General features: G+C 70.8%; 22 protein-coding genes and 1 pseudogene. 13 read left to right on the top strand and 10 right to left on the bottom strand.

The genetic code is table 11. From position 1 onward, the window contains the following. Positions 1-142: 142 nt before the first annotated feature. Positions 143-1432: a DUF6986 family protein gene (locus AC067Z_RS15000; RefSeq protein ID WP_478789912.1), complete on the top strand. Its 1290-nt coding sequence runs from the start codon at positions 143-145 to the stop codon at positions 1430-1432. A gap of 74 nt (positions 1433-1506) precedes the next feature. After that, positions 1507-3236 (top strand): annotated as a pseudogene (locus AC067Z_RS14995) (serine/threonine-protein kinase). Between the two features lie 39 nt (positions 3237-3275). On the opposite strand, the gene AC067Z_RS14990 reads toward AC067Z_RS14995, so the two are convergent. Then, positions 3276-4256 carry a LacI family DNA-binding transcriptional regulator gene (locus AC067Z_RS14990; protein WP_478789911.1) on the bottom strand — a complete coding sequence of 327 codons (981 nt, stop codon included), beginning with the start codon at positions 4254-4256 and terminating at the stop codon, positions 3276-3278. 227 nt (positions 4257-4483) lie between these two features. Here AC067Z_RS14990 and AC067Z_RS14985 point away from each other — a divergent pair, with 227 nt between their 5' ends. Beyond that, positions 4484-5440: an ROK family protein gene (locus AC067Z_RS14985; RefSeq protein WP_478789910.1), complete on the top strand. Its 957-nt coding sequence runs from the start codon at positions 4484-4486 to the stop codon at positions 5438-5440. Positions 5441-6085: 645 nt separating this feature from the next. On the opposite strand, the gene AC067Z_RS14980 is transcribed toward AC067Z_RS14985, so the two are convergent. Further along, positions 6086-8152, bottom strand: coding sequence for an NPCBM/NEW2 domain-containing protein (locus AC067Z_RS14980; protein WP_478789909.1), 2067 nt, complete (start codon positions 8150-8152; stop codon positions 6086-6088). Between the two features lie 267 nt (positions 8153-8419). Here AC067Z_RS14980 and AC067Z_RS14975 point away from each other — a divergent pair, with 267 nt between their 5' ends. The 4 genes from AC067Z_RS14975 to AC067Z_RS14960 all read left to right on the top strand — a co-directional run bounded on the left by AC067Z_RS14975 (position 8420) and on the right by AC067Z_RS14960 (position 12199). Continuing rightward, the gene (locus AC067Z_RS14975; RefSeq protein WP_478789952.1) at positions 8420-9712 is read left to right on the top strand and encodes an ABC transporter substrate-binding protein; all 1293 of its coding nucleotides are present in this window, start codon (positions 8420-8422) and stop codon (positions 9710-9712) included. Further along, positions 9712-10674 (top strand): carbohydrate ABC transporter permease, encoded by a 963-nt coding sequence (locus AC067Z_RS14970; RefSeq protein WP_478789908.1) that lies wholly within the window; start codon positions 9712-9714, stop codon positions 10672-10674. Before AC067Z_RS14975 ends, AC067Z_RS14970 begins: the two co-directional genes overlap by 1 nt. Continuing rightward, positions 10671-11597, top strand: coding sequence for a carbohydrate ABC transporter permease (locus tag AC067Z_RS14965; protein WP_478789907.1), 927 nt, complete (start codon positions 10671-10673; stop codon positions 11595-11597). Before AC067Z_RS14970 ends, AC067Z_RS14965 begins: the two co-directional genes overlap by 4 nt. Positions 11598-11839: 242 nt before the next feature. Beyond that, complete coding sequence (locus AC067Z_RS14960; protein WP_478789906.1) at positions 11840-12199, top strand: hypothetical protein; 360 nt, start codon at positions 11840-11842, stop codon at positions 12197-12199. 177 nt (positions 12200-12376) lie between these two features. Here AC067Z_RS14960 and AC067Z_RS14955 read toward each other — a convergent pair whose 3' ends face one another. Continuing rightward, the gene (locus AC067Z_RS14955; RefSeq protein WP_478789905.1) at positions 12377-12553 is read right to left on the bottom strand and encodes a hypothetical protein; all 177 of its coding nucleotides are present in this window, start codon (positions 12551-12553) and stop codon (positions 12377-12379) included. Between the two features lie 167 nt (positions 12554-12720). Here AC067Z_RS14955 and AC067Z_RS14950 point away from each other — a divergent pair, with 167 nt between their 5' ends. Next, positions 12721-13758: an NUDIX hydrolase gene (locus AC067Z_RS14950; protein WP_478789904.1), complete on the top strand. Its 1038-nt coding sequence runs from the start codon at positions 12721-12723 to the stop codon at positions 13756-13758. Here AC067Z_RS14950 and AC067Z_RS14945 read toward each other — a convergent pair. Beyond that, the gene (locus AC067Z_RS14945) at positions 13732-14439 is read right to left on the bottom strand and encodes an MBL fold metallo-hydrolase (protein WP_478789903.1); all 708 of its coding nucleotides are present in this window, start codon (positions 14437-14439) and stop codon (positions 13732-13734) included. The genes AC067Z_RS14950 and AC067Z_RS14945 overlap by 27 nt on opposite strands. Before the next feature lie 73 nt (positions 14440-14512). Continuing rightward, entirely contained in the window at positions 14513-15883 is a 1371-nt protein-coding gene (locus tag AC067Z_RS14940) for a M20/M25/M40 family metallo-hydrolase (protein WP_478789902.1), read from the bottom strand. Positions 15884-15993: 110 nt separating this feature from the next. Here AC067Z_RS14940 and AC067Z_RS14935 point away from each other — a divergent pair, with 110 nt between their 5' ends. Then, positions 15994-17289, top strand: a complete 1296-nt coding sequence (locus AC067Z_RS14935; protein WP_478789901.1) for a geranylgeranyl reductase family protein — start codon at positions 15994-15996, stop codon at positions 17287-17289. Between the two features lie 150 nt (positions 17290-17439). Here the strand turns inward: AC067Z_RS14935 and AC067Z_RS14930 are convergent, their stop codons facing one another. Continuing rightward, positions 17440-17889 carry a nitroreductase family deazaflavin-dependent oxidoreductase gene (locus AC067Z_RS14930; RefSeq protein ID WP_478789900.1) on the bottom strand — a complete coding sequence of 150 codons (450 nt, stop codon included), beginning with the start codon at positions 17887-17889 and terminating at the stop codon, positions 17440-17442. Positions 17890-18051: 162 nt separating this feature from the next. On the opposite strand from AC067Z_RS14930, the gene AC067Z_RS14925 reads away from it, so the two are divergent. The 3 genes from AC067Z_RS14925 to AC067Z_RS14915 all read left to right on the top strand — a co-directional run bounded on the left by AC067Z_RS14925 (position 18052) and on the right by AC067Z_RS14915 (position 20857). Continuing rightward, complete coding sequence (locus AC067Z_RS14925; protein WP_478789899.1) at positions 18052-18828, top strand: TetR/AcrR family transcriptional regulator; 777 nt, start codon at positions 18052-18054, stop codon at positions 18826-18828. 134 nt (positions 18829-18962) lie between these two features. Continuing rightward, positions 18963-20195: a sensor histidine kinase gene (locus AC067Z_RS14920; RefSeq protein ID WP_478789898.1), complete on the top strand. Its 1233-nt coding sequence runs from the start codon at positions 18963-18965 to the stop codon at positions 20193-20195. Further along, positions 20192-20857, top strand: a complete 666-nt coding sequence (locus tag AC067Z_RS14915) for a response regulator (protein ID WP_478789897.1) — start codon at positions 20192-20194, stop codon at positions 20855-20857. The genes AC067Z_RS14920 and AC067Z_RS14915 overlap by 4 nt, the downstream gene beginning before the upstream one ends. A gap of 89 nt (positions 20858-20946) precedes the next feature. Here AC067Z_RS14915 and AC067Z_RS14910 read toward each other — a convergent pair whose 3' ends face one another. Continuing rightward, positions 20947-22428, bottom strand: coding sequence for an MFS transporter (locus AC067Z_RS14910; protein WP_478789896.1), 1482 nt, complete (start codon positions 22426-22428; stop codon positions 20947-20949). Between the two features lie 87 nt (positions 22429-22515). Between AC067Z_RS14910 and AC067Z_RS14905 the strand changes: the two genes are divergently transcribed. Continuing rightward, positions 22516-22926, top strand: a complete 411-nt coding sequence (locus AC067Z_RS14905) for a MarR family transcriptional regulator (RefSeq protein ID WP_478789895.1) — start codon at positions 22516-22518, stop codon at positions 22924-22926. A gap of 52 nt (positions 22927-22978) precedes the next feature. Here the strand turns inward: AC067Z_RS14905 and AC067Z_RS14900 are convergent, their stop codons facing one another. From AC067Z_RS14900 to AC067Z_RS14890, 3 genes are all read right to left on the bottom strand, one after another. Continuing rightward, a complete protein-coding gene (locus AC067Z_RS14900) occupies positions 22979-23722 on the bottom strand; it encodes a maleylpyruvate isomerase family mycothiol-dependent enzyme (RefSeq protein WP_478789894.1) in 744 nt (247 codons plus the stop codon). 102 nt (positions 23723-23824) lie between these two features. Next, positions 23825-24169, bottom strand: coding sequence for an SCO4225 family membrane protein (locus AC067Z_RS14895; protein WP_478789893.1), 345 nt, complete (start codon positions 24167-24169; stop codon positions 23825-23827). Between the two features lie 66 nt (positions 24170-24235). After that, entirely contained in the window at positions 24236-25522 is a 1287-nt protein-coding gene (locus AC067Z_RS14890; protein ID WP_478789892.1) for an MFS transporter, read from the bottom strand. Positions 25523-25595: the final 73 nt, after the last annotated feature.

Here is a 25595-nt window from a genome sequence, read left to right as displayed (position 1 = left end):
GCGTGGTGATCTTCACCGCGCGGCCCCTGCTCGTTGTGCGGGACCATTGACGCAGATCAGGCCGCCCATTAACGTCATTCAACAGAATGTTGAATCCGTGGAGCGAGACACGCGGATGCCGGAGCGTGCGGAGGGTGTGGGAATGGGTCAGCAGGAAAAGGTGGCAACGAGCCTCGCCGGTGCGGTCGGTGAGGGCATCAGCGCCTCCCTGGCGACGGTGGACGCGGAGCTCGCACGCCGCTACCCGGGGGACCCCGGCACCCGTCAGCCCGTCCACACCGTCTACGTCCCGGGTGACGCCTTCGCCGCCGACACCATCCGCACCTGGGGCGACGCGGCCCTCACCGCACTCGACGAGCACGCCCCCGACGCCGCCACGCTCGCCCGCGTGCTCGGCCTGAGCGACGAACTCGCCGAGCCCGTGTACACGCGCGTACGCGCCAAGTTGGAGCGGGAGCCGATCGAGGACCTGCGCGTCGACTTCGAGGACGGCTACGCGGGGCAGGACGAGGACAGCGACGCCGCGCGTGCCGCGCGCCTCATCTCCGAGGCGTACGCGACGGGCACCGCCGCCCCGTACATGGGCATCCGCATGAAGTGCATGGAGGCCGCCGTCCGTGACCGCGGCATCCGCACCCTCGACGTCTTCCTCACGGGGCTGATGGAGGCCGGGGGACTGCCCGGCGGACTCGTGCTCACGTTGCCCAAGGTCACCTACACCGAGCAGGTCACCGCGATGGTGCGCCTCGTCGAGGAGTTCGAGAAGGCCCGCGGCCTGGAGAACGGCCGGATCGGCTTCGAGATCCAGATCGAGACCAGCCAGTCCATCCTCGGCCCCGACGGCACCGCCACCGTCGCCCGCATGATCGACGCCGCCGAGGGCCGGGCCACCGGACTGCACTACGGCACCTTCGACTACAGCGCCTGCCTCGGCGTCAGCGCCGCTCACCAGGCCAGCGACCACCCGGCGGCCGACCACGCCAAGGCCGTCATGCAGGTCGCCGCCGCGGGCACCGGCGTACGGGTCTCCGACGGCTCCACCAACGTCCTGCCCATCGGCACGACCGAGAAGGTGCACGACGCCTGGCGCCTCCACTACGGACTCACCCGCCGCGCCCTCGCCCGCGCCTACTACCAGGGCTGGGACATGCACCCCGCCCACCTGCCCACTCGTTACGCCGCCGTCTTCGCCTTCTACCGTGAAGGTTTCGAGCAGGCCGCGGCCCGCCTCGCCGCCTACGCCAATCACACCGGCGGCGACGTCATGGACGAACCCGCCACCGCCAAGGCTCTCAGCTCCTACCTGCTGCGCGGCATCGACTGCGGCGCCCTCGACACCGCCGAGGTCGCCCGGCTCACCGGCCTGACCCGAGCGGACCTCGACGGCTTCGCGGCCCCCCGGCGCGGCGAACTGACCGCCACAGCCGAGTAACAGTTGGCATCGGGCGCCCCGCCGCCCGCTTAGGCTGTGTGCCGTCACAGTCGGGACTCGGGAGCGGGGCAGCGGTGTCATCGGGGGAGAATGAGCGGCTGGCCGGCCGCTATCGACTGGTCGAGGAGCTCGGCCGCGGGGCATGGGCGTCGTCTGGCGCGCCGTCGACGAGGTACTCGGGCGAGAGGTCGCGGTCAAGGAACTGCGCACCTACACCGACTCCTCGGCGCCCGAACTGGCCGATCTGACCGTACGGATGCAGCGCGAGGCGCGCGCGGCGGCCCGGGTACGCCACCCCGGGGTCATCGCCGTGCACGACGTCGCCGAGCACCACGGGCGGCCGGTCATCGTCATGGAACTGATCGACGGCCCCTCGCTCGACGACGTCCTCACGCAGCGCGGCGTGCTCGATCCCCGCGAGGCCGTGGGCATCGGCGCCAAGGTCATGGCGGCCCTCGGCGCCGCGCATCAGGTGGGTGTACTGCACCGCGACGTCAAGCCGGGCAACGTACTCCTCGACCGCGGGGGGCGTGTCGTCCTCACCGACTTCGGCATCGCGGCGATGGAGGACCCGGGCGACGGCTCCACCACCCATCTGACCCGCAGCGGCGAACTGGTCGGCTCGCTCGACTACTTGGCGCCCGAGCGGGCCCAGGGCAACGACCCGGGACCGGCGTCCGACGTATGGGCGCTCGGCGCCACGCTGTACGCGGCCGTCGAAGGGGCCTCCCCGTTCCGCCGTACGTCGACGTGGTCCACCCTCACGGCGATCGTCGCCGACCCGCTGCCCGAGCCCCGGCGGGCGGGCGCACTCGGCCCCGTGCTGCGGCAGTTGATGCACAAGGACCCGGCGCAGCGGCCCGACGCGGACACCGCGGCGCGCCTGCTGGCCGCCGTCGCCGACGCCGAGGACACCGACCGGCACACCGTGCCGCTGTCCGGACCCCCGCCCGCGTCCGCCGCGCCGAGGGTGCCCACCACGCTGAACGCGGCGCCGCACCAGCCCCAGGGCTTCGGCCCGGCCGTCCCTCCCACGCCGCCGCCCGTGCCCGCACCCGTTGCCGGTCACGGGGCCGCTCCGGCTCCCGCTTCGGCCCCGCAACCCGCGCGTCGCGGCCGCGGTCGGATGCTCGTGGCCGCTTCGGTGGCCGCTGTGGTGCTCGCGGGCGGTGGAATCACCTATGCGCTGACCGACCGCACCGAAGACACCAGCGCCGGCGGCGCGCCGGCCGGCAACGCCGGGGACCCCTCGGCGAGCGCATCGGGCGACACCCCGGGCGCAGCACCCACCGACGGCAACGCGAGCCCCAGCGCATCGGCGAAGGACAAGGACAAGGGCAAGACCGAGGAGAAGGACCAGGACAAGGGCGGGGACTCGTCCCCGAGCGCCAAGCCCCCGGCCAAGGGCGGCAGTTCGGGCGGCTCCGACGGCGGCTCCGCGACCGGCGGTTCCGGGACCTCGGGCGCCTCCGGCGGTTCCGCGACGGGCGGTTCGACGACCGGTGGCGGCGCGGAGCCCGAGCCCGTCTGCCATGCGATCGGCGGCGGCAAGTACAACTGCCAGGTCTGGAAGGACGCCAACTCGTACACCGCGTCCGGCGCCCAGGCCGGAGTCCTGCACGCGGGCACCAACTACTTCTACTGCCAGCAGAATCTGGGCCGTCGTGAGACCTCGGGCCAGTGGACGAACGTCTGGTGGGCGAAGACAGACGACGACAGCGGCAACCGGAACGTGTTCGTCAGCGACGTCTACATCCAGGGCGGCGACAACGACTCGCCGGTGCCGGGCCTGCCGGTCTGCTGACGCCGGCCCGGCAGCCCCGGACGCGGACGTGCCCGCCCGTCAGGACGAGGGCGGGATCTCGCCCGAGCCGCGGGGGATCAGCACGGTCTCCAGGGCGACCTGGGACGGTTCCTCGTTCACCCCGTCCAGCCGGCGGAACAACCGCTCCGCCGCCGTGCGGCCCAGCGCGGCCGCGTCCTGGGCTATGACCGTGATGCCGAGCAGGTCCGCCAGTTCGATGTCGTCGAAGCCGACCAGCGCGACCGGCTTCTCGCGGGCGGCGAGGAGACGTACCACCGTCACCGTCACCCGGTTGTTGCCCGCGAAGATCGCGGTGACCGGCTCGGGGGCGTCCAGCATCGCCGTCACCGCCCCCTCGACCCGGTCCGGGGCGGTGGAGCCGAGCGAGACCCACGATTCGTCGATCTCCAGGTCCGCGTCCTCCATCGCCGCGCGGTATCCGCGCAGACGCTCGACCGCGGTGTGGATCCTCGGCTGGTCACCGATGAAGGCGATACGCCGGTGACCGTGCGCGATCAGATGCGCCACACCGTCGCGGGCACCGCCGAAACTGTCCGACAGCACCACGTCGGCATCGATCCGGCCGGCCGGGCGGTCCACGAACACCGTGGCCACACCGGCCTTGATCTCCGGCTCCAGATAGCGGTGGTCGTGCCCGGCGGGGATCACGATCAGCCCGTCGACCCGGCGGGCGCAGAGCGCGAGCACAAGCTCCTGCTCGCGGTCGGGGTCCTCGGCGCTGGAGCCGTTGATCAGCAGCGCTCCGTGGGCGCGGGCGACCTCCTCGACGGCGCGGCTGAGCGGTCCGTAGAACGGGTCGGCCAGATCCTCCAGCACCAGACCGATCGACGCGGTGCGTCCCTTGCGGAGCACACGCGCGCTGTCGTTGCGCCGGAAGCCGAGGGACTCGATGGCCTCCTGCACCCGTCGCTCGGTGTCGGGCGTGACCCCCGGCTCCCCGTTGACCACGCGCGAAACGGTCTTGAGGCCGACGCCGGCCCGTGCTGCCACGTCCTTCATCGTCGGCCGGTTTCCGTAACGCGGCTCGGGTCCACGAGGGCTGCCTGAGGACGGAAGGGGACGGGTCGAATCGGCCACGGTGCACTTTCTGTCCGGAGGCAGGCGGTCGGGTTCGATGGTATGGGAAGGTGTGGCGTCGAGCATAGGGCCTGGACAACGTTGTCAGGGGAATGGAGACTGTTATCGAAACCGCAGGTCCGACTGTCTCCCCGGGGGATCGCACACCGATGCATACCAGCCTCGTCGCCGCTCTCGACATCGGCGGCACCAAGATCGCCGGCGCATTGGTGGACGGTGGTGGTGCGATTCTGCTGCGCGCCCAGCGCCCCACGCCTGCCCGTGAGAACGGCGACACGGTGATGCGCGCGGTCGAGAGCGTCCTCGCCGAGCTGACCTCGTCCGACCTGTGGGCGAGCGTCCGCGCGGTCGGCATCGGCAGCGCGGGGCCGGTCGACCGCTCGGCGGGAACCGTGAGCCCGGTGAACGTCCCCGGCTGGCGGGACTTCCCCCTCGTGGCGCGTGTGGCCCGGGCAGTGGGCGGACTGCCGGTCGAGCTCGTCGGCGACGGCGTCGCCATGACCGCGGCCGAGCACTGGCTGGGTGCGGCCCGCGGCTACGACAACGCCCTCTGCATGGTCGTCTCCACGGGAGTCGGCGGCGGTCTGGTGCTGAACGGCCGCCTCCACGCGGGCCCGACGGGCAACGCGGGCCACATCGGTCACATCAGCGTCGACCTCGACGGTGACCTGTGCCCGTGCGGGGCGCGGGGCTGCGTCGAACGCATCGCCAGCGGCCCCAACATCGCCCGCAGAGCACTCGACAACGGCTGGCGCCCCGGCCCGGACGGCGACACGTCTGCCGCCGCGGTTGCCGAGGCCGCCCGGGCCGGTGACGCGGTCGCCATAGCCTCCTTCGATCGCGCCGCGAAGGCACTGGCGGCCGGCATCGCGGCGACGGCGACGCTCGTCGAGATCGACATCGCGGTGATCGGCGGCGGTGTGGCCGGCGCGGGGGACGTCCTCTTCACGCCGCTGCGCCGCGCGCTGCGCGACTACGCGACGCTGTCGTTCGTGCAGCGTCTGTCGGTGGCACCGGCGCGGATGGGCACGGACGCGGGGCTGGTGGGCGCGGCGGCGGCGGCGACGCTGGACCGCGAACAGGAACCGACTGCGGTGCGCGCCTGACGTCGCGTCCGACCGGCTTACGGCGCCCGGGTGCGGCCGGGGCCGTGTGTGCGGCGCACTTGCGTGTGACGCCGACCCTCGGGCGTGGTCGGGTCGTGGGCGTGACGCAGGTGTGCGAGGGCGTGGCCCGGGCCGTGTGGTTCAGCGTCCGGTTGCCCGCCTTGGGCGTGGCCGGGTCCGGGTGCGTGGCGTCCGGGTGCGCGCTTGGGCGTGGCCCGGGCTTCCGGAGTGGGCCCGGTCCGGGTGGTTTGGCGTCCGGGTGCCGCTCCGGGGGCATGTCCGGGACTGCTTTCCCTTACTTGCGCCACTCCAGACTCACGACGCCTTACGTCCCGAACACGCCCCCTGCGCGTCCCCCTCCCCGGTCCCGGCCGTCTCGCTCCCGCCCCGTGAGCAGCTGTCCGCACCCGCCCTCGACGGGGGCGAATCCGCCATCGGCGACGACCACCGGGCGAACCAGCGATGTCGGCGTGAGGGGGACGGGGTCGGAGGAGGGGGGTGCCCGGACGTAAGGCGTCGTGAGCAGGGGGGCGCAGGTACGGGAAAGCAGTCCGGGTATCCCCCTCCGGAGGCCCCGGCCCCCGCACCCACCCAAGCCCCCGCCCCCGCAGGGGGCACACGGGGGCGCAAGCGCCCCCGAGAGCGCTACGCGCAGGTCACCCGGAGGTCCGCCCAGTCCGCGTGGTCCGAGTCGATGCCGTCTCCGCCGTCCGTCACCACCAGGCGCACCAGCTCCGCCCCGCTCACGTCCGCCGAAATCGCCTGCGACGGCTGCGCGTTCGTCAGCGTGCCCGTCGCCGCCGCCTTCCTGCCGTCGGCCCAGATCTCGAACGCCACCGTGCCGCGCGTGCCCTTCTCGTCGTCCACGCCCACCTGCGCCGTGACCGTCGCGCACCGGCCGCCCGTGTAGTACTCCACGGTGCTGGACGCGTGCACGCCCAGCCCCTTGGCGTACACCTGGCCCCCGATGGTGAGCGGATTGCCGTCGCCCGCGGCGCTCTCGCCGTTGCTGCGGTCCTTCTCCACCGGGCCCCACCCGTTGACCGTGCTGAGCGCCGCGAGGTCGCCGAGGTACGACTCCCCGGCGGGCGGAGCCACGCCGACCTGTGCCGTCACGGGCACGGTGGAGGTGAGCCACTGCCCGGACGGAGCCCGGTACTTCGCCGTGAGCGTCAGCTCGTGCGTGCCTGGCGTCGTGCCCTGCGGCACGGCGAGGTCCCAGCGGGTGGCGAGGGTCGCTCCGCTGCGCAGCACGGGCGTGGACGTCGCGGAGGCCGGCTTCGCCTGCCAGCCGGCCGGGCCGGTCAGCGCGACGGACACCCGCGTGGCCGGGGTGCGGCCGAGGTCGGTGACGTGGGAGACGACTCGCACGGTCCGGCCGGCCTCGGTCAGTACGTCGTGCGCGGTGCTCACGTCGACGGCGGGCGGGAGCTGGGCCCAGCGGTCGTCGGAGGAGACGCGTACGAGCACCGTGCCGTGCGCCGGGACGGTCGCGGCGATGGTGCCCGCGGTGTTGGTGTCGGTGTGCTTCCACAGGTCGCGCTGTTTGTAGGCAGGGGCGTCGGGCAGCCCGACGGCCTTCGCCGTGGTGGTGATCCGCTGCGCGCGCGAGCTCTCGTTGAACAGCGCGACCGCCCGGCTGCCGTCGGCCATCTCCTTCGCGACCACCCAGCGCCCGCCCTCCGAGCTGATCACCGAACCCTGCTTGCCCAGCGGGTCCTGGTCGACGGCGATGACCTCGCGGTTGCCGAGGATGTCGAACGCGGACTGTTGCGCCGTGCGCAGGTCGGAGCCGATGAGCAGGGGTGCGGCCATGACGGACCACATGGAGAAGTGTGTGCGGTACTCGGTGTCCGTCATGCCGCCGTTGCCGACCTCGAGCATGTCGGGGTCGTTCCATGCGCCGGGCCCGGCGTGGGCGTCGAGCGGCAGGTTCTGCTTCATGATCGAGAGCATCGAGCCCCAGTTGTCGCTGATGTCGCCGGTGGTGCGCCACAGGTGACCGACGTCGGCGGCCCATTCCCAGGGCTTGTTCTCGCCCCATTCGCAGATGCTGTAGACGATGGGACGGCCGGTCGCCTTCAGGGCGTCGCGCATCGTGTTGTAGCGCAGCTTGGCGTCGACTCCCTGGTTGTTGCAGTTGTCGTACTTGAGGTAGTCGACGCCCCAGTCCGCGAACTGACGGGCGTCGCTGTACTCGTGGCCCAGCCCGCCGGGGAAGCCGGCCGTGTTGCAGGTCTTGGTGCCGGCGCTGGTGTAGATGCCGAACTTGAGGCCTTTGGCGTGGACATAGTCCGCGACGGCCTTGATGCCGTTGGGGAAGCGGACCGGGTCGGGCACCAGCTTGCCCTCGGCGTTGCGCTGCGGCAGCGCCCAGCAGTCGTCGAGGTTGACGTACTGGTAACCCGCGTCCTTGAGGCCCTTCTCGACGAAGATGTCGGCGATGCCCTTCACCATCGCTTCGTTGAACTCCGCCCTGCAGTGCGTGGTGTTCCAGTTGTTGAAGCCCATGGGCGGGGTGAGGGCGAGCCCGTCGTCGGTCGCGGCCGACGACTGCCCCGCGCCGGTGGGCCCGGCGGCGGTCGGCGGCCGGTCGGTGGGCGCCGCCGCCGCGGGGGCGCCGAGCCCGGCAGTGGCGATCAGCCCGGCGGTCAGCGCTCCGACGACTCTTCTGGGGGTCGTTCGGGTGGTGCGGGTCGGAAGGTGACGCATCGTTACATTCCTCCGCAATCGCTCAAGATCTGATGACGTCATGAACGCGTCATTGACGATCGTTTACGGTAGGGCTTGTTGGAGTCTGTTGGAAGAGAAGCGGTAACGCTTGTTGTTTGTCTCGTCCAAACCCTTGACGACACCCCTTATTGGGAGTGAGATCCAATCCTCGCGTTCGGTTGTGTTTGGTTGCACCTCGGAGGAGGGGACATGGCGCAGTCATCGTTCAAGGGGCCTGCCGTGCCCGGGAGTGTCGCGGGACATCGGATGTCCCGGCGGAATCTGCTGCGGGGTGCCGCGCTGGGAGCGGGAGCGATCACGCTGCCGTCGCTGCTCACGGCATGTGGCGGCGGTCCCGGCGGCGACGGCATGACCGTCACGATGGGGTCCAACTCCTCCGACCCCGTGCCGAAGAAGGCGTTCGCCGACGCCTTCGCCGCCTATGCGAAGCAGTCGAAGGAAGGCCGCAAGGTCGAGGTCAACACCGTCGACCACAACTCCTTCCAGGAGAACATCAACCGCTACCTCCAGGGCAAGCCTGACGATGTCTTCATGTGGTTCGCCGGCTACCGGATGCAGTTCTTCGCCAAGAAGGGACTGCTCTACGACATCAGCGACAACTGGCAGAGCTACGAGGGGTTCTCGCCCGCGCTGAAGGCACAGTCGACCGGCGAGGACGGCAAGCAGTACCTCACGCCGTACTACTACTACCCGTGGGCCGTCTTCCACCGCAAAAGCCTGTTCCAGGAACGCGGCTACCAGGCCCCCAAGACGCTCGACGAGTACGTCGCGCTCGCGAAGCAGATGCAGAAGGACAAGCTCGTTCCGATCGCGTTCTGCGACAAGGACGGGTGGCCGGCGATGGGCACGTTCGACTACATCAACATGCGCACCAACGGCTACGAGTTCCACAAGAGCCTCATGGCCGGCGAGGAGGCCTGGACCGACAAGAGGGTCAGGGAGGTCTTCGACACCTGGGCGAGGCTGCTTCCCTACTGCCAGCAGGGTGCCAACGGCCGTACCTGGCAGGAGGCCGCCACCAGTCTGCAGAAGAAGGAAGCGGGCATGGCCGTCTTCGGGCTCCCGCACCCCGGTGCGCAGTTCCCGAAGGCCGAGCAGGAGGACCTCGACTTCTTCCCGTTCCCCGTGATCAACCCGGAGCACGGCCAGGACGCGGTCGAGGCGCCCATCGACGGCTTCCTGCTGGCGAAGAAGTCCAAGACCCTCAAGAACGACAAGGTGATGGAGAGCGCCAAGGACCTGCTCAAGTGGCTCGCCACGGGCAGGGCCGAGGACATATACCTCGCCAGTGACCCCAACAACATCGCGGTCAGCGACCAGGCCGACACCTCGAAGTACACACCGATCCAGAAGAAGGCCGTCGAACTCGTCTCCGGCGCCAAGCAGATCTCGCAGTTCCTGGACCGCGACACACGCCCCGACTTCTCCTCCGTGGTGATGATCCCGGCCATTCAGAGCTTCATCAACAACCCGAAGGACGTCGACGGGTTGGTCAACGACATCGAGCGCCAGAAGAAGACGATCTTCGCCTCCGACTGATGACCGCTCCGCCGTTGCCGCACGACACGAAACCGGAGTCACCACCCGTGCCGCTCACCACCGCGCGGCGCGCCGTTCGACGCGGTCCGCGGCGCTTCACGCGCCGCGACATCGCTGTCATCGGCGTGCTTCTGGGCATACCGATCCTGCTCGACCTGTTCGTCGTCTGGGGGCCGACCCTCGCCTCCGTCGTGCTCTCCTTCACCAGTTGGGACGGCATCGGCGAGATCTCGTGGGTCGGTACGCGGAACTACGAGAACCTCTTCACCAACTACCCGGCCTTCTGGCCCGCCGCGCGGCACAACCTGCTCTGGCTCGCGTTCCTCGGCCTCGTCGCGACGCCGTTCGGGCTGCTGCTTGCGGTCCTCATCGACCGGGGAGTGCGTTTCAGCCGCTTCTACCAGTCGACGCTGTACATGCCGGTCGTGCTGTCGCTGGCCGTCGTCGGGTTCATCGCCCAACTCGTCTTCTCCCGCGACCAGGGCGCGCTGAACGCGCTGCTCGGCAACACCGAGAATCCCACCGACTGGCTCGGCGACCCCGATCTGAACATCTGGATGGTGCTGCTGGCAGCGGCCTGGCGCCACACGGGCTATGTGATGATCCTCTACCTGGCCGGACTCAAGGCCGTCGATCCGGCGCTGAAGGAAGCCGCCGCGATCGACGGCGCGAGCGAGGCCCAGACGTTCTTCCGCGTCGTCTTCCCGACACTGCGCCCGGTCAACGTCATCGTCGGCGTGATCACCGTCATCGAGTCGCTGCGCGCGTTCGACATCGTCTACGCCGTCAACAAGGGCCGCAACGGCCTGGAACTGCTCTCCGTCCTCGTCACCGACAACATCATCGGCGAGGCGAGCCGTATCGGATTCGGCTCCGCCATCGCCGTCGTGCTGCTGCTCGTCTCCATGGGATTCGTCGTGACGTTCCTGGTCCAGGAGATCCGTGGGGAGAAGAACCGATGACACTCGACACCGCCCCGCCGCCCACCACGGCTCCCATCCCTGCCGCGCCTCCCGCCCGCGCCCGCAGGGGATTGCGCCCCGGCCGGCTCGGGGTGCACGCGTTCCTGATGGCCGTCTCGCTGGCGTTCCTCGCGCCGCTGCTGCTCGCGGTCTACGCCTCGCTGCGGCCCTACGAGGAGACGTCCGAGCACGGCTACTTCTCGCTGCCGGACACACTCTCCTTCGACTACTACCGACAGGCGTTCAGCGACTCGGGGATGACGAAGTACTTCCTCAACACCCTGCTGATCGCGGTCCCCGGTGTGCTCGTGACGCTGTTCCTGGCGTCGTTCGTCGCCTTCGCCGTCGCGCGGATCGACATGCGCGGCTCGATCGTGCTGCTGATGCTGTTCACCGCGGGCAATCTGCTGCCTCAGCAGGTGATCGTCACCCCCCTGTACGTGCTGTTCAACCGCATCCCACTGCCGTACTGGATGTCGGACTCGATGACGATGTTCGACTCGTACTGGGCCGTGGTCCTGGTCCAGATCGGCTTCCAGATCGGCTTCTGCGTCTTCGTGCTCTCCAACTTCATGCGCACCCTGCCGCGCGAGATCCTGGAGGCCGCGATCGTGGACGGTGCCGGTGTGTGGACGCAGTACTGGCGCATCACCCTGCCGCTGTGCCGCCCCGCCCTCGCGGCGCTGGGCACGCTGCAGTTCACCTGGATGTACAACGACTTCCTGTGGGCCCTCGTCTTCATCTCCGACGGCGACAAACTCCCGGTCACCTCCGCGCTGAACAACCTGCGCGGCCAGTTCTTCACCGACTACAACCTGCTGGCCGCGGGTTCGGTGATCGTCGCCCTGCCGACGCTGATCGTGTTCCTGCTTCTCCAACGCCACTTCATCGCGGGCCTGACCCTGGGCTCGACCAAGGGGTGACGGCCTGACCTGTACAGACGACGCCTCTTGGGCAGTCATCCGCCCTGCCGGGGGCAGGCATGGTGTTACTGCCGCGTCAGATGTCGGGGTGGGGATCTGTGGTCCGGACGGCCGACGCCCTGCGGTTGCTCGCGGCTGGGACGCGTGTTGAGGTAACGCATAGCGCATACGTTAGATACGGTGCGCAACCGTAAGGCTTTCGGTCATTCGCGACATGTGACCCAAACGGAAGTGGAGAAGTAATGCGTAACCTTCGCAAGGCTGCTCTGGTGGCTGCCATGGTGGGCACCCTCGGCATGTTCGGGGCCGGAGTCGCCTCCGCCACCGGCACCTACGGGGACGGCGACAGCTCCCCGGTCTTCTGCAACCAGGAGGCCAGGATCGGCGACGAGGTCGAACAGAACGGTCTCGTCAACGTCGCCCTCTTGGACTCGCCCCTCAACCTCCTGAGCGGCACCAACAGCGTTGAAGTGTCCCAGAATGCGATCTCGCAGCAGTGCAGTGGCGGGGACAGCTTCTCCGGGCAGGGGCAGGAGGGCTTTGGACTCGCCGCTGGCGATCCCGGCGGCGGCCTTCTGAACGGTCTCCTCGGTGGCCTCTGAGTGCTGAGCCCGCTCGGTTCGTAGACGCCACATACAGCGCCGCCCCGGTCGTCGACCGGGGCGGCACTCTGCTGTGGGCACGCCGGATGCAGGGAGAATGCGGTGCCGCTTCCTCGCGGGCCTGACCCTGAGCTCGGCGAAGGGGTGACCGTGGATGGCACCCGTCACCAGGGGTGATCACCAGGGCATGTCGGTCTGCTGCTGGGGCACGACGACCAGGAACGCGTCCGAGTCCAGGTCCATCACCACTTCCGCCGCCAGGCCCTCGTCCCGGCGGTGCCGGGCGTACTCCTCGGCGTGCCAGCTTCCCCGCGGGTCTCCGGCGGGGAACTTCTCCAACACCGTACGGCGCATCACGCACCCCCTTTTCTCCTCCGCTCCAACGACAAGCCCCCGGCAGGTGTCACGGGCAACGGCCCTGCCGCAGTTCCCGCGGTCGCCCGCCCGACCGGTTCCGGCCGGGGGTTTCCGTGGCAGGGTGTTGCGGGCAATCCACTGTGGGCTACGGAAGAGGGGGACTCGTGATCGTCTGGATCAACGGTTCATTCGGAGCGGGCAAGACCAGCACCGCGCGCGAACTGATCGATCTGATCCCGAACTGCACGTTGTTCGACCCCGAACTGGTCGGCGGCGGGATGCGGTGCCTGCTGCCTCAGAAGCGACTCGACGAGGTGGGCGACTACCAGGACCTGCCGATCTGGCGGCGTCTGGTCGTGGACACCGCGGCTGCGTTGCTGGCGGAGCTCGGCGGCGTTCTGGTGGTGCCGATGACCCTGCTGCGGCAGGACTACCGCGACGAGATCTTCGGTGGTCTCGCCTCGCGTCGGATACCGGTCCGGCATGTGCTGCTGGCACCTGAGGAAACGATCCTGCGTACACGTAGCACCGAACGGGAGGTACTCCCCGACGATCATGACGAGAACGAGCGCACCCGCCAGTGGTGCCAGGCCGCACTCGAGCGCTACCAAGCGGCACTCGGCTGGATCACCGCCGACGCACACGTCGTCGACAACAGCGCACTGACCGCCCGCGAGACGGCTCTGGCCGTCGCCGAGGCCGTGCACAGCGGCACTGCTCCGGTCTGCGAGATCGTGCAGACGCCCGAACCGACCGCGGAGACCGTCGCCGCCGGCGTCCTCCTCTTCGACGAACAGGACCGGGTACTCCTCGTCGATCCCACGTACAAGCCCGGCTGGGAATTCCCCGGCGGGGTCGTGGAGAGCGGGGAGGCCCCCGCACGCGCGGGAATCCGGGAGGTCTCGGAGGAGCTCGGCATCGAACTGGCCGATGTGCCACGCCTGCTGGTCGTCGACTGGGAGGCGCCGCGCCCGCCCGGTTTCGGCGGGCTGCGGCTCCTCTTCGACGGCGGCAGACTGCCGGACGGCGACGCCGGGCGCGTACGCCTGCCCGGGCCCGAACTGCGCGACTGGCGGTTCGTCGGAGAGCAGGAGGCCGCCCATCTGTTGCCACCCACCCGCTACGAACGGCTGCGGTGGGCCTTGCGCGCCCGCGAACGCGGAACCGTCCTCAACCTAGAGGCCGGCAGCCCCGTCGGCTGACGCGTCAGCCGCCTCGAGCAGCACCGCGGCGGCGTTCTCGGTGAGCACGTCGCCGTGGCCGAAGCAGACCGTGGAAGGCGCGAGCGAGGCCAGCCGGCGCATCGACACCTGCGCCGCGGCACGGTCCACGTTGAACACACCGAGCATCACCCGGCCCACGCCCGCCGCACAGTCGCCCGTGAACAGCACGCCGTGGTCCGGCAGATGGATACCGATGGAACCGTCGGTGTGGCCGGGGGAGTGGACGACCCGCGCACCACCGCCGAAGTCCAGCACATCGCCGTCCTCGAGTTCCCGGTCCACCCGGGTCGGCGGGGCGGGCGGCACGGTGAGCCCGTGCTCGTACAGCGGGACCTCCCAGTCCAGCAGTACGGGCTCGGGCACCGGGGCCTCGCCCCGGACGACGGGCGCGTCCAGACGGTGCGCCAGCACCTCGGCCCCGTACCGGGCGGCCAGCTCACCGGCCGCACCCACGTGGTCGCGATGGCAGTGCGTCAGCACGATCCGGCGGATGCGGGCGGGGTCGAGCCCGGCGTCCCGGATCGCACCCTCGATCAGCGGTGCGGCGTCCCGGTGCCCCGCGTCGACGAGCGTCAGATCGTCCGCGTCGCGCCACAGGTACGCCTGGCCGATCGGAAACCGGAGCATGTGCAGCTGCGGAAGTACCCGGATGAAGTCCATACGGCGAACGTACGCACCCACGTACGTCCGCCGCCCCCGAATACGCTCCCCGCGATCTTCGCCGAGCGCGGAACTACCGGGAACCCTTCTTCGACTCCGCGTAGTTGACCAGGAAGTGCGCCTCGGCGACCGACAGCCGCTCGAGCTCCTCGGGGGACACGCTCTCGTTGACCGCGTGGATCTGCGCCTCCGGCTCGCTCAGACCGATCAGCAGGATCTCCGCCTGCGGGTAGAGCGCCGCGAGCGTGTTGCACAGCGGGATGGAGCCGCCCATGCCGGACGCCTGCATCTCCTCGCCGGGGTACGCCACACGCATCGCCTCGGCCATCGAGGTGTACGCCGGGCTGGTCACGTCCGCCTGGAACGGCTGGCCCTGGCCCACCTGCTCCAGCGTCACCCGGGCGTTCCACGGCGTGTGCCTCTCGATGTGCGCGAACAGCAGCTTCGTCGCCTCCGCCGCGTCCTGGCCGGGCGGCACCCGCAGACTGATCTGCGCGCGCGCCGTCGCCGGGATGGACGGCGTGGCACCGGCCACCGGGTGGCAGTCGATACCGATCACGGTGACGGCCGGACGCGCCCAGATACGGTCCGCGACCGAACCGGCGCCGGGCAGAGCGACACCGGAGAGCACCCGTGCGTCCTTGCGGAACTCCTCCTCCGGATACTGCAGTCCGTCCCACTCCGCCTGGCCCGGAAGCCCGTCGATCACCGTCGAACCGTCCTCGGCGCGCAGCGAGTCCAGTACGCGGATGAGCGCGGCCAGCGCGTCCGGCGCGGCTCCGCCGAACTGGCCCGAGTGCAGATTGCCCTCGAGCGTGTCGATCTGCACGCGGACCATGGTCATGCCGCGCAGCGTCGCCGTCACCGTCGGCAGACCCACCCGGAAGTTCCCGGTGTCACCGATGACGATGGCGTCGGCCGTCAGCAGTTCGGGGTGATCCTCGGCGTACCGCTCCAGGCCGCCCGTACCCTGCTCCTCCGACCCCTCCACGATCACCTTCACGGAAACGGGGACCCCGCCGTTCTCCTTGAGGGCGCGCAGGGCGAGCAGGTGCATGATGAAACCGCCCTTGCAATCGGCCGCGCCGCGGCCGTACCAGCGGCCGTCCCGCTCGGTCAGCTCGAACGGCGGGCTCAGCCACGCCGCTTCGTTCAGCTTCGGCTGCACGTCGTAGTGCGCGTACAGCAGCACGGTCGGGGCGCCCACGGGGCCGGGCAGCAGTCCGTACACCGACTGCGAGCCGTCGGGGGTGTCCAGCAGCGCGACGTCCTCGAACCCCTCGGCGCGCAGCGCCCCGGCCACCCAGTTCGCGGCTGCCTCGCACTCGCTGCGCGGCGCCACCGCCTCGTCCGCCACCGACTGGAAGGCCACCAGCTCGGTGAGCTCCGCCTTGGCGCGGGGCATCAGCGAGGCGACGGTCTCGGAGATCGGATCGGCGGTCATGGGCACGCTCCTTGTGGGTGCGACGTTGTGCGATATGTGTACGGCGAATGTGTGGCCGATCCTCCCACAGCGGGCGGACAGGGCTCGCGCCGTAGGATGCGGAAGAGAGCATGGGCCATGGGTCGGATCGGGAGCAGAAGTACATCGTGAGCAGCGAGAACGATGCCACCGGAGCAGAGGCGGCAAATGAGCTTGGCGAGGCCCCGGTGTGGGACGTCGTCGTGGTCGGCGCAGGACCCGCGGGAGCCTCGGCGGCGTATGCGGCGGCGGTGAGCGGCCGCAGGGTCCTGCTCCTGGAGAAGGCCGAACTGCCCCGCTACAAAACGTGCGGTGGCGGGATCATCGGCCCCTCGCGCGACAGCCTCCCACCGGGGTTCGAGCTGCCGCTGCGCGACAAGGTCCATGCCGTCACCTTCTCGCTGAACGGCAGGCTCGCTCGCACCCGCCGCTCGCGGCGCATGCTGTTCGGGCTGATCAACCGCCCCGAGTTCGACGCCGGACTGGTCGAGCAGGCGGAGAAGGCGGGTGCGGTGGTGCGCACCGGCGTCACCGTCTCACGGGTGGAACAGCACGGCCCCGCGGTGCCCGACCGGCGCACGGTCGCGGTCGTCCTGTCGGACGCGGCGGCCTCCGCCGGCAAGCGCGCGGAGGAGACGGTCCTGGCGCGTGCGGTCGTCGGTGCCGACGGCAGCGCGAGCCGGATAGGCGCGCACGTCGGAGTGAAGCTCGACCAGGTGGACCTCGGTCTGGAGGCGGAGATCCCGATTCCGGAGACGGTGGCCGAGGACTGGGCAGGCCGAGTACTCATCGACTGGGGCCCGATGCCCGGCAGTTACGGCTGGGTGTTCCCGAAGGGCAGGACGCTGACCGTCGGTGTGATCTCGGCGCGCGGGGAAGGTGCCGCGACCAAGCGGTATCTGGAGGACTTCATCGCCCGGCTGGGGCTGGCCGGTTTCGAGCCCGCCATCTCCTCGGGGCATCTGACGCGCTGCCGCAGCGACGACTCCCCGCTCTCGCGCGGCCGGGTCCTGGTGTGCGGTGATGCGGCCGGACTGCTGGAGCCGTGGACCCGCGAAGGGATCTCGTTCGCGTTGCGGTCGGGACGGCTGGCGGGGGAGTGGGCGGCGCGGATCGCCGAGGCGCACGATGCCGTGGACGCGCGCAGGCAGGCGCTGAACTACGCCTTCGCGATCAAGGCCGGGCTCGGCGTGGAGATGGCGGTCGGGCGGCGGATGCTCGCGATCTTCGAGCGCCGCCCGGGTCTGCTGCATGCGGTGATCACCGGTTTCCGCCCCGCGTGGAAGGCGTTCGCGGACATCACGCGCGGTGCGACGACGCTGGCCGGTCTGGTCCGCACACACTCGCTGGCGCGGCGCGCGCTGGACGTGCTGGACAAGCGGGCGTAGCTGTCTGCCGGGTGCCGGGTGCCGGGTGCCGGGTGCCGGGTGCCGGGTGCCGGGTGCCGGGTGCCGGGTGCCGGGCAGTGCCGGCGCGGTGCGTGGCCGTGGTCCCGTTTCGGTGCGCCCGTCGCGGGCAGGTCGCGGCACGCCAGCGCCTCACCCGGAGACGGTGATGCAGAAAACCGGGTGCTTGTCGGCGGCGGCGAGCAGTTCCTCGTCCGTCGAGTCGGCAGTGACGTCACCGAAGAAGCGTCCGACTTCCCAGCCCCACTTCTCGAGGTAGGTGCGCAGCAGCGCGGGCTTCTCGTCGTCCGGCAGCTCCACGGCGGTGAACTGCTGGGTGCGGCGGCCGACGCGGAGCCGTCCGCCGCCTGCCGCACGGAGATTGCGGACCCACTGCGAGTGGCCGCGGGCGGAGACCAGGTAGGGGCCGCCCTCGTAGGGCAGCGGGTTGACGGGGATCCGCCGCCACTCGCCGGTGGAGCGGCCGCGGACCGAGAGCTCGGCGGTGCCCATGAGGCTGACCCCGTGCCGGGCGAGCCGGCCGATGGTCTTGCTGAGGATCCTGTCGAACAGCTTGGGTTCGATGTAGTGGCTCTGGGACATGGCGTTCTCCATTCGGTTTTCGTGCACGGGGCGTTCTGTGGTGGGCCATCTCTGCGAGAGCACTGCTCTCGCTTAAGAGCAGTGTGCACGGCCTCGTGCTCCAAAGCAAGAGCGGTGCTCTCGTAATTGAGCGGTGCTCCGAAACGTGACAGACTGTCGCGCATGACGACCGTCCGAGGGGCCAGGGAACGAGCCCGTATCGAAGTCACCGCGGCGATCATGGAAGAGGCCCGCAGGCAGCTCGCCGCAGAGGGTGCTGCCAAGCTGTCCCTGCGCGCCGTCGCCCGTGAGTTGGGAATGGTGTCGTCCGCGCTCTACCGCTACTTCCCGAGCCGCGACGACCTGCTGACCGCCCTGATCGTCGAGGCCTACGACGCGGTCGGCGCCGCCGCCGAAGCCGCGGCCGCCGCGCACGCCCCCGAGCCCGCCGCGCACGCCCCCACGCAGGGTGCACCGGCCGTACCGCCCCCCGTCGGCCACCACTTCGCCCGCTGGGTGGCCGTCTGCCTGTCCGTGCGCGCCTGGGCCGTGGCCCACCCCCACGAGTACGCCCTGATCTACGGCTCACCGGTCCCCGGCTACACCGCGCCGCAGGACACCATCGGGCCCGCCTCCCGGGTCGGCCTCGTCCTCATCTCGGTCGCCCGCGACGCCCACGTCGCCGAGGGCCTTGCCGTCCCGCCGCTCGCCGAGGGTGCGCGGGCCGAGGCCGATCGCATCGGGGCCGATCTCGCGCCCGATCTGCCACCTGCTGTCGTGGCGGCACTCGTCGCGGCGTGGGCGCAGCTGTTCGGCCTCGTCTCGTTCGAGGTCTTCGGCCAGTTCCACCGCGTCGTCGAGGATCGCGCCGCCTTCTTCGAGCAGACGGCGGAGCGGCTCGCCGCCGAGGTCGGACTGCGTGCGCCGGGAAACGGGACCGGGGCCCGGCGCGACCGGTGACCCGCCGCTCGGCCCCACGTAACCGCTCCGTACTGCACTCGGCATCACGGCCGCTCCGTACTGCACAGGGAGTACGCGCGATCGCCACGCGCGGGTGACGCCCCGGCGCCCCGCTCCGGTCTAGCGTGGCGGCCATGGAACACCAGCGCACCCGAACCTGCGGTGGTCCGCCCCGGTCACGGGGCGGACCACCGCTGATGCGTCATTGGGACGCCGTCCGCGACCGGGGCCGGATTCCCTGGCTGTCGACAGTCGCCCTGGCGGTGTTCGTGATGGTCGGCACCGGCTTCGCCGCCGAGGGCCAGGTGGGTGTGCGCGAACCGCTCGACGTCTTCGCACGCATCCTGCTGCTTGCCGGACCGGCGCTGCTCCTTCTGCGCCATCGGTATCCGGTCGTTGCCGTCTTTGGTGTCTGCGCGATCGCCTTCGTGTACTTCGCGGCGGGATATCCGTACGGGCCTATCTTCCTCACCATCGCCGTCGGGTGCTTCGCCGCCATCGTCGCCGGGCACCGCCGTGCCGCGTGGTGGTCGATCGGCATGCTGTGGGCCGGGCACCTGCTCGTCGCGCACTGGCTGTACCGCTACCTGCCGCCGGCCGGGGACGAGGCGGCGCCATGGGGGCAGGAGGTGTTCATCACCGCCTGGGTCGTGGCGATCATCGCGGCGTCCGAGGCGGTGCGTGTGCGGCGTGAGGTGTGGGCCCGCGAGCGAGCCGAACGTGCGGCGGCCGAGAAGCGCCGCGCGGACGAGGAGCGCCTGCGCATCGCCCGCGAACTGCACGACGTCCTCGCCCACTCCATCTCCGTCATCAACGTCCAGGCCGGTGTGGGCCTCGCGCTCCTCGACACCGATCCCGAACAGGCGAGGTCGGCGCTCACCACCATCAAGGCGGCGAGCAAGGAGGCGCTCGGGGAAGTGCGACAGGTCCTCGACACCCTGCGCACACCGGGCGATGCGCCACGAGCGCCCGCCCCGGGCCTCTCGCGCCTGCCCGAACTCGTCGAACAGGCGGCGACCACCGGGCTCGCCGTCGCCGTCGACGGGGCCGAGGAGGTGCCCGCGCTCCCGCCCGGCACCGACCTCGCCGCCTTCCGTATCGTCCAGGAGGCGCTGACGAACGTCGTGCGCCACTCGGCCTCGCGCACCGCGCGGGTGCGTATCACGTACACGACGGGCCGGCTCGTTCTGCAGATCGACGACGACGGCCCGGCAACCGGATCCGATGCCGGCGGAAGCGGCAACGGACTGGCCGGGATGCGGGAGCGTGCCGCCGCGCTCGGTGGCACCATCGAGGCGGGTCCGCGCCCCGACGGCGGTTTCCGGGTCCGGGCCGAACTGCCCGCGCAGCCGAGGGAGACGATGTGATCCGCGTACTGCTCGCCGACGACCAGATGCTGGTGCGGGCCGGGTTCAGCGCGCTGCTCGGCGCCCAGCAGGACATCGAGGTCGCGGGCGAGGCGTCGGACGGCGAGGAAGCGGTGCGCCTGGTGCGCGAACTGCGGCCCGACGTCGTGCTGATGGACATCCGCATGCCGATCCTCGACGGCCTGGCCGCCACCCGCCGCATCACCGGCGACGAGAGCCTGCACGCGGTGAAGGTGGTCATGCTCACCACGTTCGAGCTCGACGAGTACGTCTTCGAGGCGATCCGTTCCGGCGCCTCCGGTTTCCTCGTGAAGGACACCGAGCCCGATGAACTGCTGAAGGCGGTACGGGCGGTGGTCGAGGGGGACGCGCTTCTTTCGCCGGGGGTGACGCGGCGGCTGATCGCGGAGTTCGCGGCCCGTTCCAAGGGGCCGGCGGACGCCGAGGGCCTGGAGGAGCTCACGGAGCGCGAACGGGAGGTGATGGCGCTCGTCGGCATCGGTCTGTCCAACGAGGAGATCGCCCGGCGCCTGGTGGTGAGCCCGCTCACGGCCAAGACGCATGTGAGCCGCACGATGGTGAAACTCGGAGCCCGCGACCGCGCCCAACTGGTCGTCCTGGCCTACGAGTCGGGCCTGGTCCGCCCCGGCTGGCTGGGCTGACGGGGCCGCCTGGGCAGGCGCGGCACGAGCACGGCGCGGCCGGCGGGCGACAAGCCCGCCGGCCGCGTTCCCCCGTGGCCGGGGTGAGGTCAGTCGCCGACCGTCACCCGCTCCGGTTCCGCGTCCGGCACGGACTTCGCGACCACGACCGATTCCTGGCCGCGGCGCCGCGTACGCAGCCCGGTCGCGGTGATCAGGAGGCCGAGCGCCGCGATCACGGTGACCACCAGCAGGCCCGGCCGGTAGCTGTCGAGCACCGCCTGCGGGGAGCGGCCCGTCTCGCCGCCCGCCGTGATGACCGCGGTGACGACGGCCAGGAAGATGGCGCCGCCGACCTGGATGGAGGTGTTCAGGAGCCCGGAGACCATGCCCTGTTCGTGGTCCTCGACACCGTTGGTGGCCTGGATGTTGAGCGAGGGGAACACCAGGGCGCAGGCGGCGCCGAGCAGCAGCATCGACGGCAGGATCACCGCGGCGTACGTCGGCGTCAGGTCGACCTGGAGGAAGAGCGCGTAGGCGATCACGAGCAGCGCGAAGCCGGTGGAGATCACCCGCGGGGTGCCGAAGCGGTCCACGACCGAACCGATCTTCGTCGACGACAGGGCGACCAGGGCACCCGCGGGCAGGAAGGCGAGCGCCGTCTGCAGTGCCGACCAGCCGAGCAGCGACTGCATGTACTGCGTGACGAGGAACTGGAACCCGACGTACGAACCGAAGAAGAAGGCGGCACCGAGGTTCGCCCGGATCTGGCTGCCCGAGCGCAGCACGCCGAGTCGGATCAGGGGATGCGCGCTGCGCCGCTCGATGGTGACGAAGGCTGCGAGCAGCACCGCGGTCGCGAGGAAGGACAGGAGGGTGCGGGCTGACGCCCAGCCCACCTCGGGGGCCTGGACGACGGTGAAGACGAGCAACAGCATCGAGGCCGTGCCGGTGACGGCGCCCGGCAGGTCGTAGCCCTTGCCGGAGTCCTCACGGCTGCTGCGCGGGATCAGCCTGATGCCGACGACCAGCGCGATCAGGGCGATGGGCGCGGGCAGCAGCATCGTCAGCCGCCAGCTCACCTCTGTCAGCAGACCGGAGAGCACGAGGCCCATGGAGAAGCCGGTGGCGGCGCAGGTGGTGTAGATCGCGAGCGCGCGGTTGCGCTGCGGGCCCTCCCGGAAGGTCGTGGTGATGATCGACAGTCCGGCGGGTGCCGTGAACGCCGCGCTCAGGCCCTTGATGAAGCGGCTGGCGATCAGCAGGGGACCGGAGTCGACAAGTCCGCCGAGCAGGGACGCGAGGGCGAAGACGGCGAGGGCGATCAGGAAGACGCGGCGGCGGCCGAGGAGGTCGGCCGCGCGGCCGCCGAGGAGCAGCAGGCCGCCGTAGCCCAGGATGTAGCCGCTGACGATCCACTGCAGGGCCGAGGTGGACAGATCGAGATCAGTGGCGATCGAGGGCAGTGCGACGCCGACCATCGACACATCGAGGGCGTCGAGGAACATCGCGGCGCACAGCACGAGCAGGGTGCCCCACAGTCGTGGGCTCCAGCGGTCCTGCGAGGAGGGGACGTTGAGCGGAGAGGTCATGCGGAGCACATTACATGCACATGCATTGACTGCAAGTGCATTTAATTCCGATGCAACAAAGTGCGACTTTTCTGCTAACGTGCGGTCATGGCTGCGACGAAGTCCGAGCGAGCGCTCGTGGAGGAGTGGCGGGACGTTCTCGCCCTGCACGCTCGCACGATGTGCGAGCTGGATCGCGAGCTGCACCGGCACGGCCTGGGCGCCAGCGACTTCGAGGTGCTGGACGTCCTCGCCGATATGCGTGCCGAGGACGCCGAGCCCGGCGACTGCTCGCACCGGGTGCAGGACCTCGCCTCACGCGTCCATCTCAGTCAGAGTGCGCTCTCGCGCCTCATCGCCCGGCTGGAAAAAGACGGTCTGGTGACCCGCGGCATGTGCAGCGAGGACCGCAGGGGCGTACGGGTACGGCTGACGGAGGAGGGCCGCGCACGCCACGCCGAGGTGCAGCCGCTGCAGCGTGCCGTGCTGTCCCGGATGCTCCGCGGCGCGGCCGGCTGAGGCCCATGGCGGCCGGCGGCTACGGCCGGCGGCTACGGCCGGCGGCCCGCGGCTACGACCAGGTGATGCCCGACCGCTCCCGCCACAGCCGTGCCAGGCCGGGATCGCCCGTCAGGGCGACGGCGTCCAGCGGCAGCCGGTTCCACAGCGTCAGATAGAGCTGCTCCGCCGTTCCGCTCAACTCGCAGTCGCACGGCCCCTCCGCGCTGCGCTCCGTGCGCGGCGGCTCCGCGGACAGTCGAACGGTCCACACGTCACCCGTGTCCGTCGCGAAGACTCTCAGCACCCGTGGCTCGGTCGTCCGAACCCTGCTCTTGGCGCGGGCGTGGAAAGCGACGAGCAGTTCGTCGATCCCGTCCACGGCGAACGCCGCGTCGACGGGCCCCGTCTTTCCGTACGCCGCCGATTCTGCGTCCGACCTGTGCACGGCGGTCTCGTGCGCCTGACGGCGTGCCCAGAAGGCGAGCGGCGAGGGAGCGGGCAGGAAGGACCAGCAGTCCACATCTGCCGGGGATTCGCCGAGGGCCTTCACCAGTAGCCCGTGGCCCTCACGGAACCATGCGAGCAGTTCGTCGCCGTCGAGGTCCGGTTCGCCCCCGTCGGGCTGGAAGGTCCGGTGTCCCTCCGTGAGGAAGGCCGTCGCCCAGCGGTGCACCATGCCGGTGTGCCGCAGCAGGTCACGGATCTGCCAGCCCGGACAGGTCGGCACCGGGGCACCGGGGCCCGCCGATTCGGCGGCCCTTGCCAGCAACTGCCCTTCGCGAACGAGGGACTTGATCAGGGCGGACGTCTCCATGGCGCAGATTGTGCCAGGCACGCCCGGCGCCGGCGCGGCCCGGGCCCGGGTGTCCGGCGGAGAGGGCCGAGTCGTCGTGCGGACAGGGCCGGACCCGGGCGGTCAGGCGCCGTACGGCCGGGCGGTGTGCCCGCCGCCCTTCAGCAGTCGTACGAACAGCGCCAGCGCGTATGCCTGTATCAGCACCGACAGCACCAGTGCCGGATAGAGGAACGCCGCAGACTCCGCCACGCCGTCCCCGAACAGCGTGGCCAGCGCCATCAGGCCGAAGATCGTGGGCGCTGTCAGCAGGAACAGCCAGATCCCGGCCATCGACGCGTCCTCGTGCTGGACGAATGCGCTGTCGACGGCCACGAAAACGGCCGCAGCTGCCACCAGTACCAGATAGATCCGTGCGGCGAGGCTGCCGAACGTGAGGCGGGCGAGCGATATCAGTCGGTCGTGCATGGCCATCTCCCCGTGGTCGTGTGCAATCCATGCTGCGACCGATCGGGTGTCCGCGCCTGAGTACGGCTACTCAACCGTGCCGAGGGCGGACGTCCGCTCGGCGGCGGTCCGAGGAGCCGGCTCCTGCCGGTTGAGCGCCGGACCGGGAGCCGAGGCACCCCGGGCGCAGTGCGCGATCAGCGCGGCGCCTGCCGCCAGGACGGCGACCGTCGTCAGCGCGACGGGCAGCGAGAACCAGTCGGCGAGAAAGCCGATCGCGGGCGGGCCGAGGAGCATGCCGCCGTAACCGAGCGTGGAAGCGGCCGCGACCCCGCCGGGGCCCGCCAGCTCTCCTGCCCTGCCGACGGCGACCGGGAAGATGTTGGCCAGCCCGAGACCGGCGACCGCGAAGCCCGCCAGCGCGAGCCACACCGTCGGCGCGAGCGCGCCGAGCAGCATTCCGGCCGAGGCGGTGGCGCCGCCGGCGACGAGCGTACGGTTCTGGCCGAGGCGCTCCAGCAGCAGCGTGCCGGACAGCCGTCCCGCGGTCATGGCGAGAGCGAACAAGGAGTACCCGGCGGCGGCGACGCCCGGGTGGGCGTGCAGATCCTGCTCCAGGTGCAGCGCGCTCCAGTCGGCCATCGCACCTTCCCCGTACGCGGTGCACAGCGCGATCACGCCGAACAGCAGCACCAGCTTGCGCGTCCGGCCCTGCAGGCGGGCCGGGGCCGCGGGTGCCTGGGCCCTCTGGGCCGCCGGTGCCGGGTGGGACAGCAGTACGGGTCCCGCGGCGGCGGTGACCAGCAGGCCGGCCACGGTCAGCGCGAGCAGATGCACTGTGGGGGAGAGCCCGCCCGCGACAAGACCGCCGAGGCCCGCGCCGAGCATCCCGCCGAGACTGAACGCGGCGTGGAAGCCGGGCATGACGGGACGTCGGAGCGCGGCGACGAGATCGACGGCGGCGCTGTTCATGGCGACGTTGATCCCGCCGTACGCGGCGCCGAAGACGAGCAGCACCAGGCCGAGCGCGAGCGCCGAGTGCGTCAGCGGGGGCAGAGCCATGCTCAGGGAGAGCAGGACGGCGCTGCACACGGTCACGGCGTGACTGCCGTAGCGACGGCAGAGGCGGCCGGTGAGCGTCATGGTGACCACGGCGCCGGCGGAGACGCCGAGCAGGGCGAGACCGAGGTCGCTCGCCGAGGAGCCGGTCTGCTCCTTGATCGCGGGGATGCGGACGACCCAGCCGGCGAAGAGGAAGCCGTCGAGGGCGAAGAAGAGGGTCAGGGCGGTGCGGAGGCGGGACAGGGAGGCGTGGGCGGTGTTTCCGCCGGAGCCCCCCGGAACGGCCGTCCGTAGTTTGTTTAGAAGCGGCACAAAGTCAGGATAGGGGCAGTGCCCCGTTCCGTACAAGGCGGCCGATCCAGGTCCGGATCATGGGACACTCACC

This window comes from Streptomyces sp. NPDC043812 (assembly GCF_056436245.1).
The sequence above is the reverse complement of the archived record's forward strand: the minus strand, read 5'-3'. Positions and strand labels throughout refer to the sequence as shown.

Bases quoted from the DNA above. Each gene is read 5' to 3' on its own strand.
- AC067Z_RS14975 (WP_478789952.1), top strand. From the start codon at position 8,420: ATGTCCCGGCGGAATCTGCTGCGGGGTGCCGCGCTGGGAGCGGGAGCG.
- AC067Z_RS14970 (WP_478789908.1), top strand. From the start codon at position 9,712: ATGACCGCTCCGCCGTTGCCGCACGACACGAAACCGGAGTCACCACCC.
- AC067Z_RS14930 (WP_478789900.1), bottom strand. From the start codon at position 17,889: ATGTCCCAGAGCCACTACATCGAACCCAAGCTGTTCGACAGGATCCTC.
- AC067Z_RS14920 (WP_478789898.1), top strand. From the start codon at position 18,963: ATGGAACACCAGCGCACCCGAACCTGCGGTGGTCCGCCCCGGTCACGG.
- AC067Z_RS14945 (WP_478789903.1), bottom strand. From the start codon at position 14,439: ATGGACTTCATCCGGGTACTTCCGCAGCTGCACATGCTCCGGTTTCCG.
- AC067Z_RS14980 (WP_478789909.1), bottom strand. From the start codon at position 8,152: ATGCGTCACCTTCCGACCCGCACCACCCGAACGACCCCCAGAAGAGTC.
- AC067Z_RS14935 (WP_478789901.1), top strand. From the start codon at position 15,994: ATGGGCCATGGGTCGGATCGGGAGCAGAAGTACATCGTGAGCAGCGAG.
- AC067Z_RS14910 (WP_478789896.1), bottom strand. From the start codon at position 22,428: ATGACCTCTCCGCTCAACGTCCCCTCCTCGCAGGACCGCTGGAGCCCA.
- AC067Z_RS14990 (WP_478789911.1), bottom strand. From the start codon at position 4,256: ATGAAGGACGTGGCAGCACGGGCCGGCGTCGGCCTCAAGACCGTTTCG.
- AC067Z_RS14965 (WP_478789907.1), top strand. From the start codon at position 10,671: ATGACACTCGACACCGCCCCGCCGCCCACCACGGCTCCCATCCCTGCC.
- AC067Z_RS15000 (WP_478789912.1), top strand. From the start codon at position 143: ATGGGTCAGCAGGAAAAGGTGGCAACGAGCCTCGCCGGTGCGGTCGGT.
- AC067Z_RS14985 (WP_478789910.1), top strand. From the start codon at position 4,484: ATGCATACCAGCCTCGTCGCCGCTCTCGACATCGGCGGCACCAAGATC.
- AC067Z_RS14925 (WP_478789899.1), top strand. From the start codon at position 18,052: ATGACGACCGTCCGAGGGGCCAGGGAACGAGCCCGTATCGAAGTCACC.
- AC067Z_RS14960 (WP_478789906.1), top strand. From the start codon at position 11,840: ATGCGTAACCTTCGCAAGGCTGCTCTGGTGGCTGCCATGGTGGGCACC.
- AC067Z_RS14895 (WP_478789893.1), bottom strand. From the start codon at position 24,169: ATGCACGACCGACTGATATCGCTCGCCCGCCTCACGTTCGGCAGCCTC.
- AC067Z_RS14940 (WP_478789902.1), bottom strand. From the start codon at position 15,883: ATGACCGCCGATCCGATCTCCGAGACCGTCGCCTCGCTGATGCCCCGC.
- AC067Z_RS14955 (WP_478789905.1), bottom strand. From the start codon at position 12,553: ATGCGCCGTACGGTGTTGGAGAAGTTCCCCGCCGGAGACCCGCGGGGA.
- AC067Z_RS14900 (WP_478789894.1), bottom strand. From the start codon at position 23,722: ATGGAGACGTCCGCCCTGATCAAGTCCCTCGTTCGCGAAGGGCAGTTG.
- AC067Z_RS14905 (WP_478789895.1), top strand. From the start codon at position 22,516: ATGGCTGCGACGAAGTCCGAGCGAGCGCTCGTGGAGGAGTGGCGGGAC.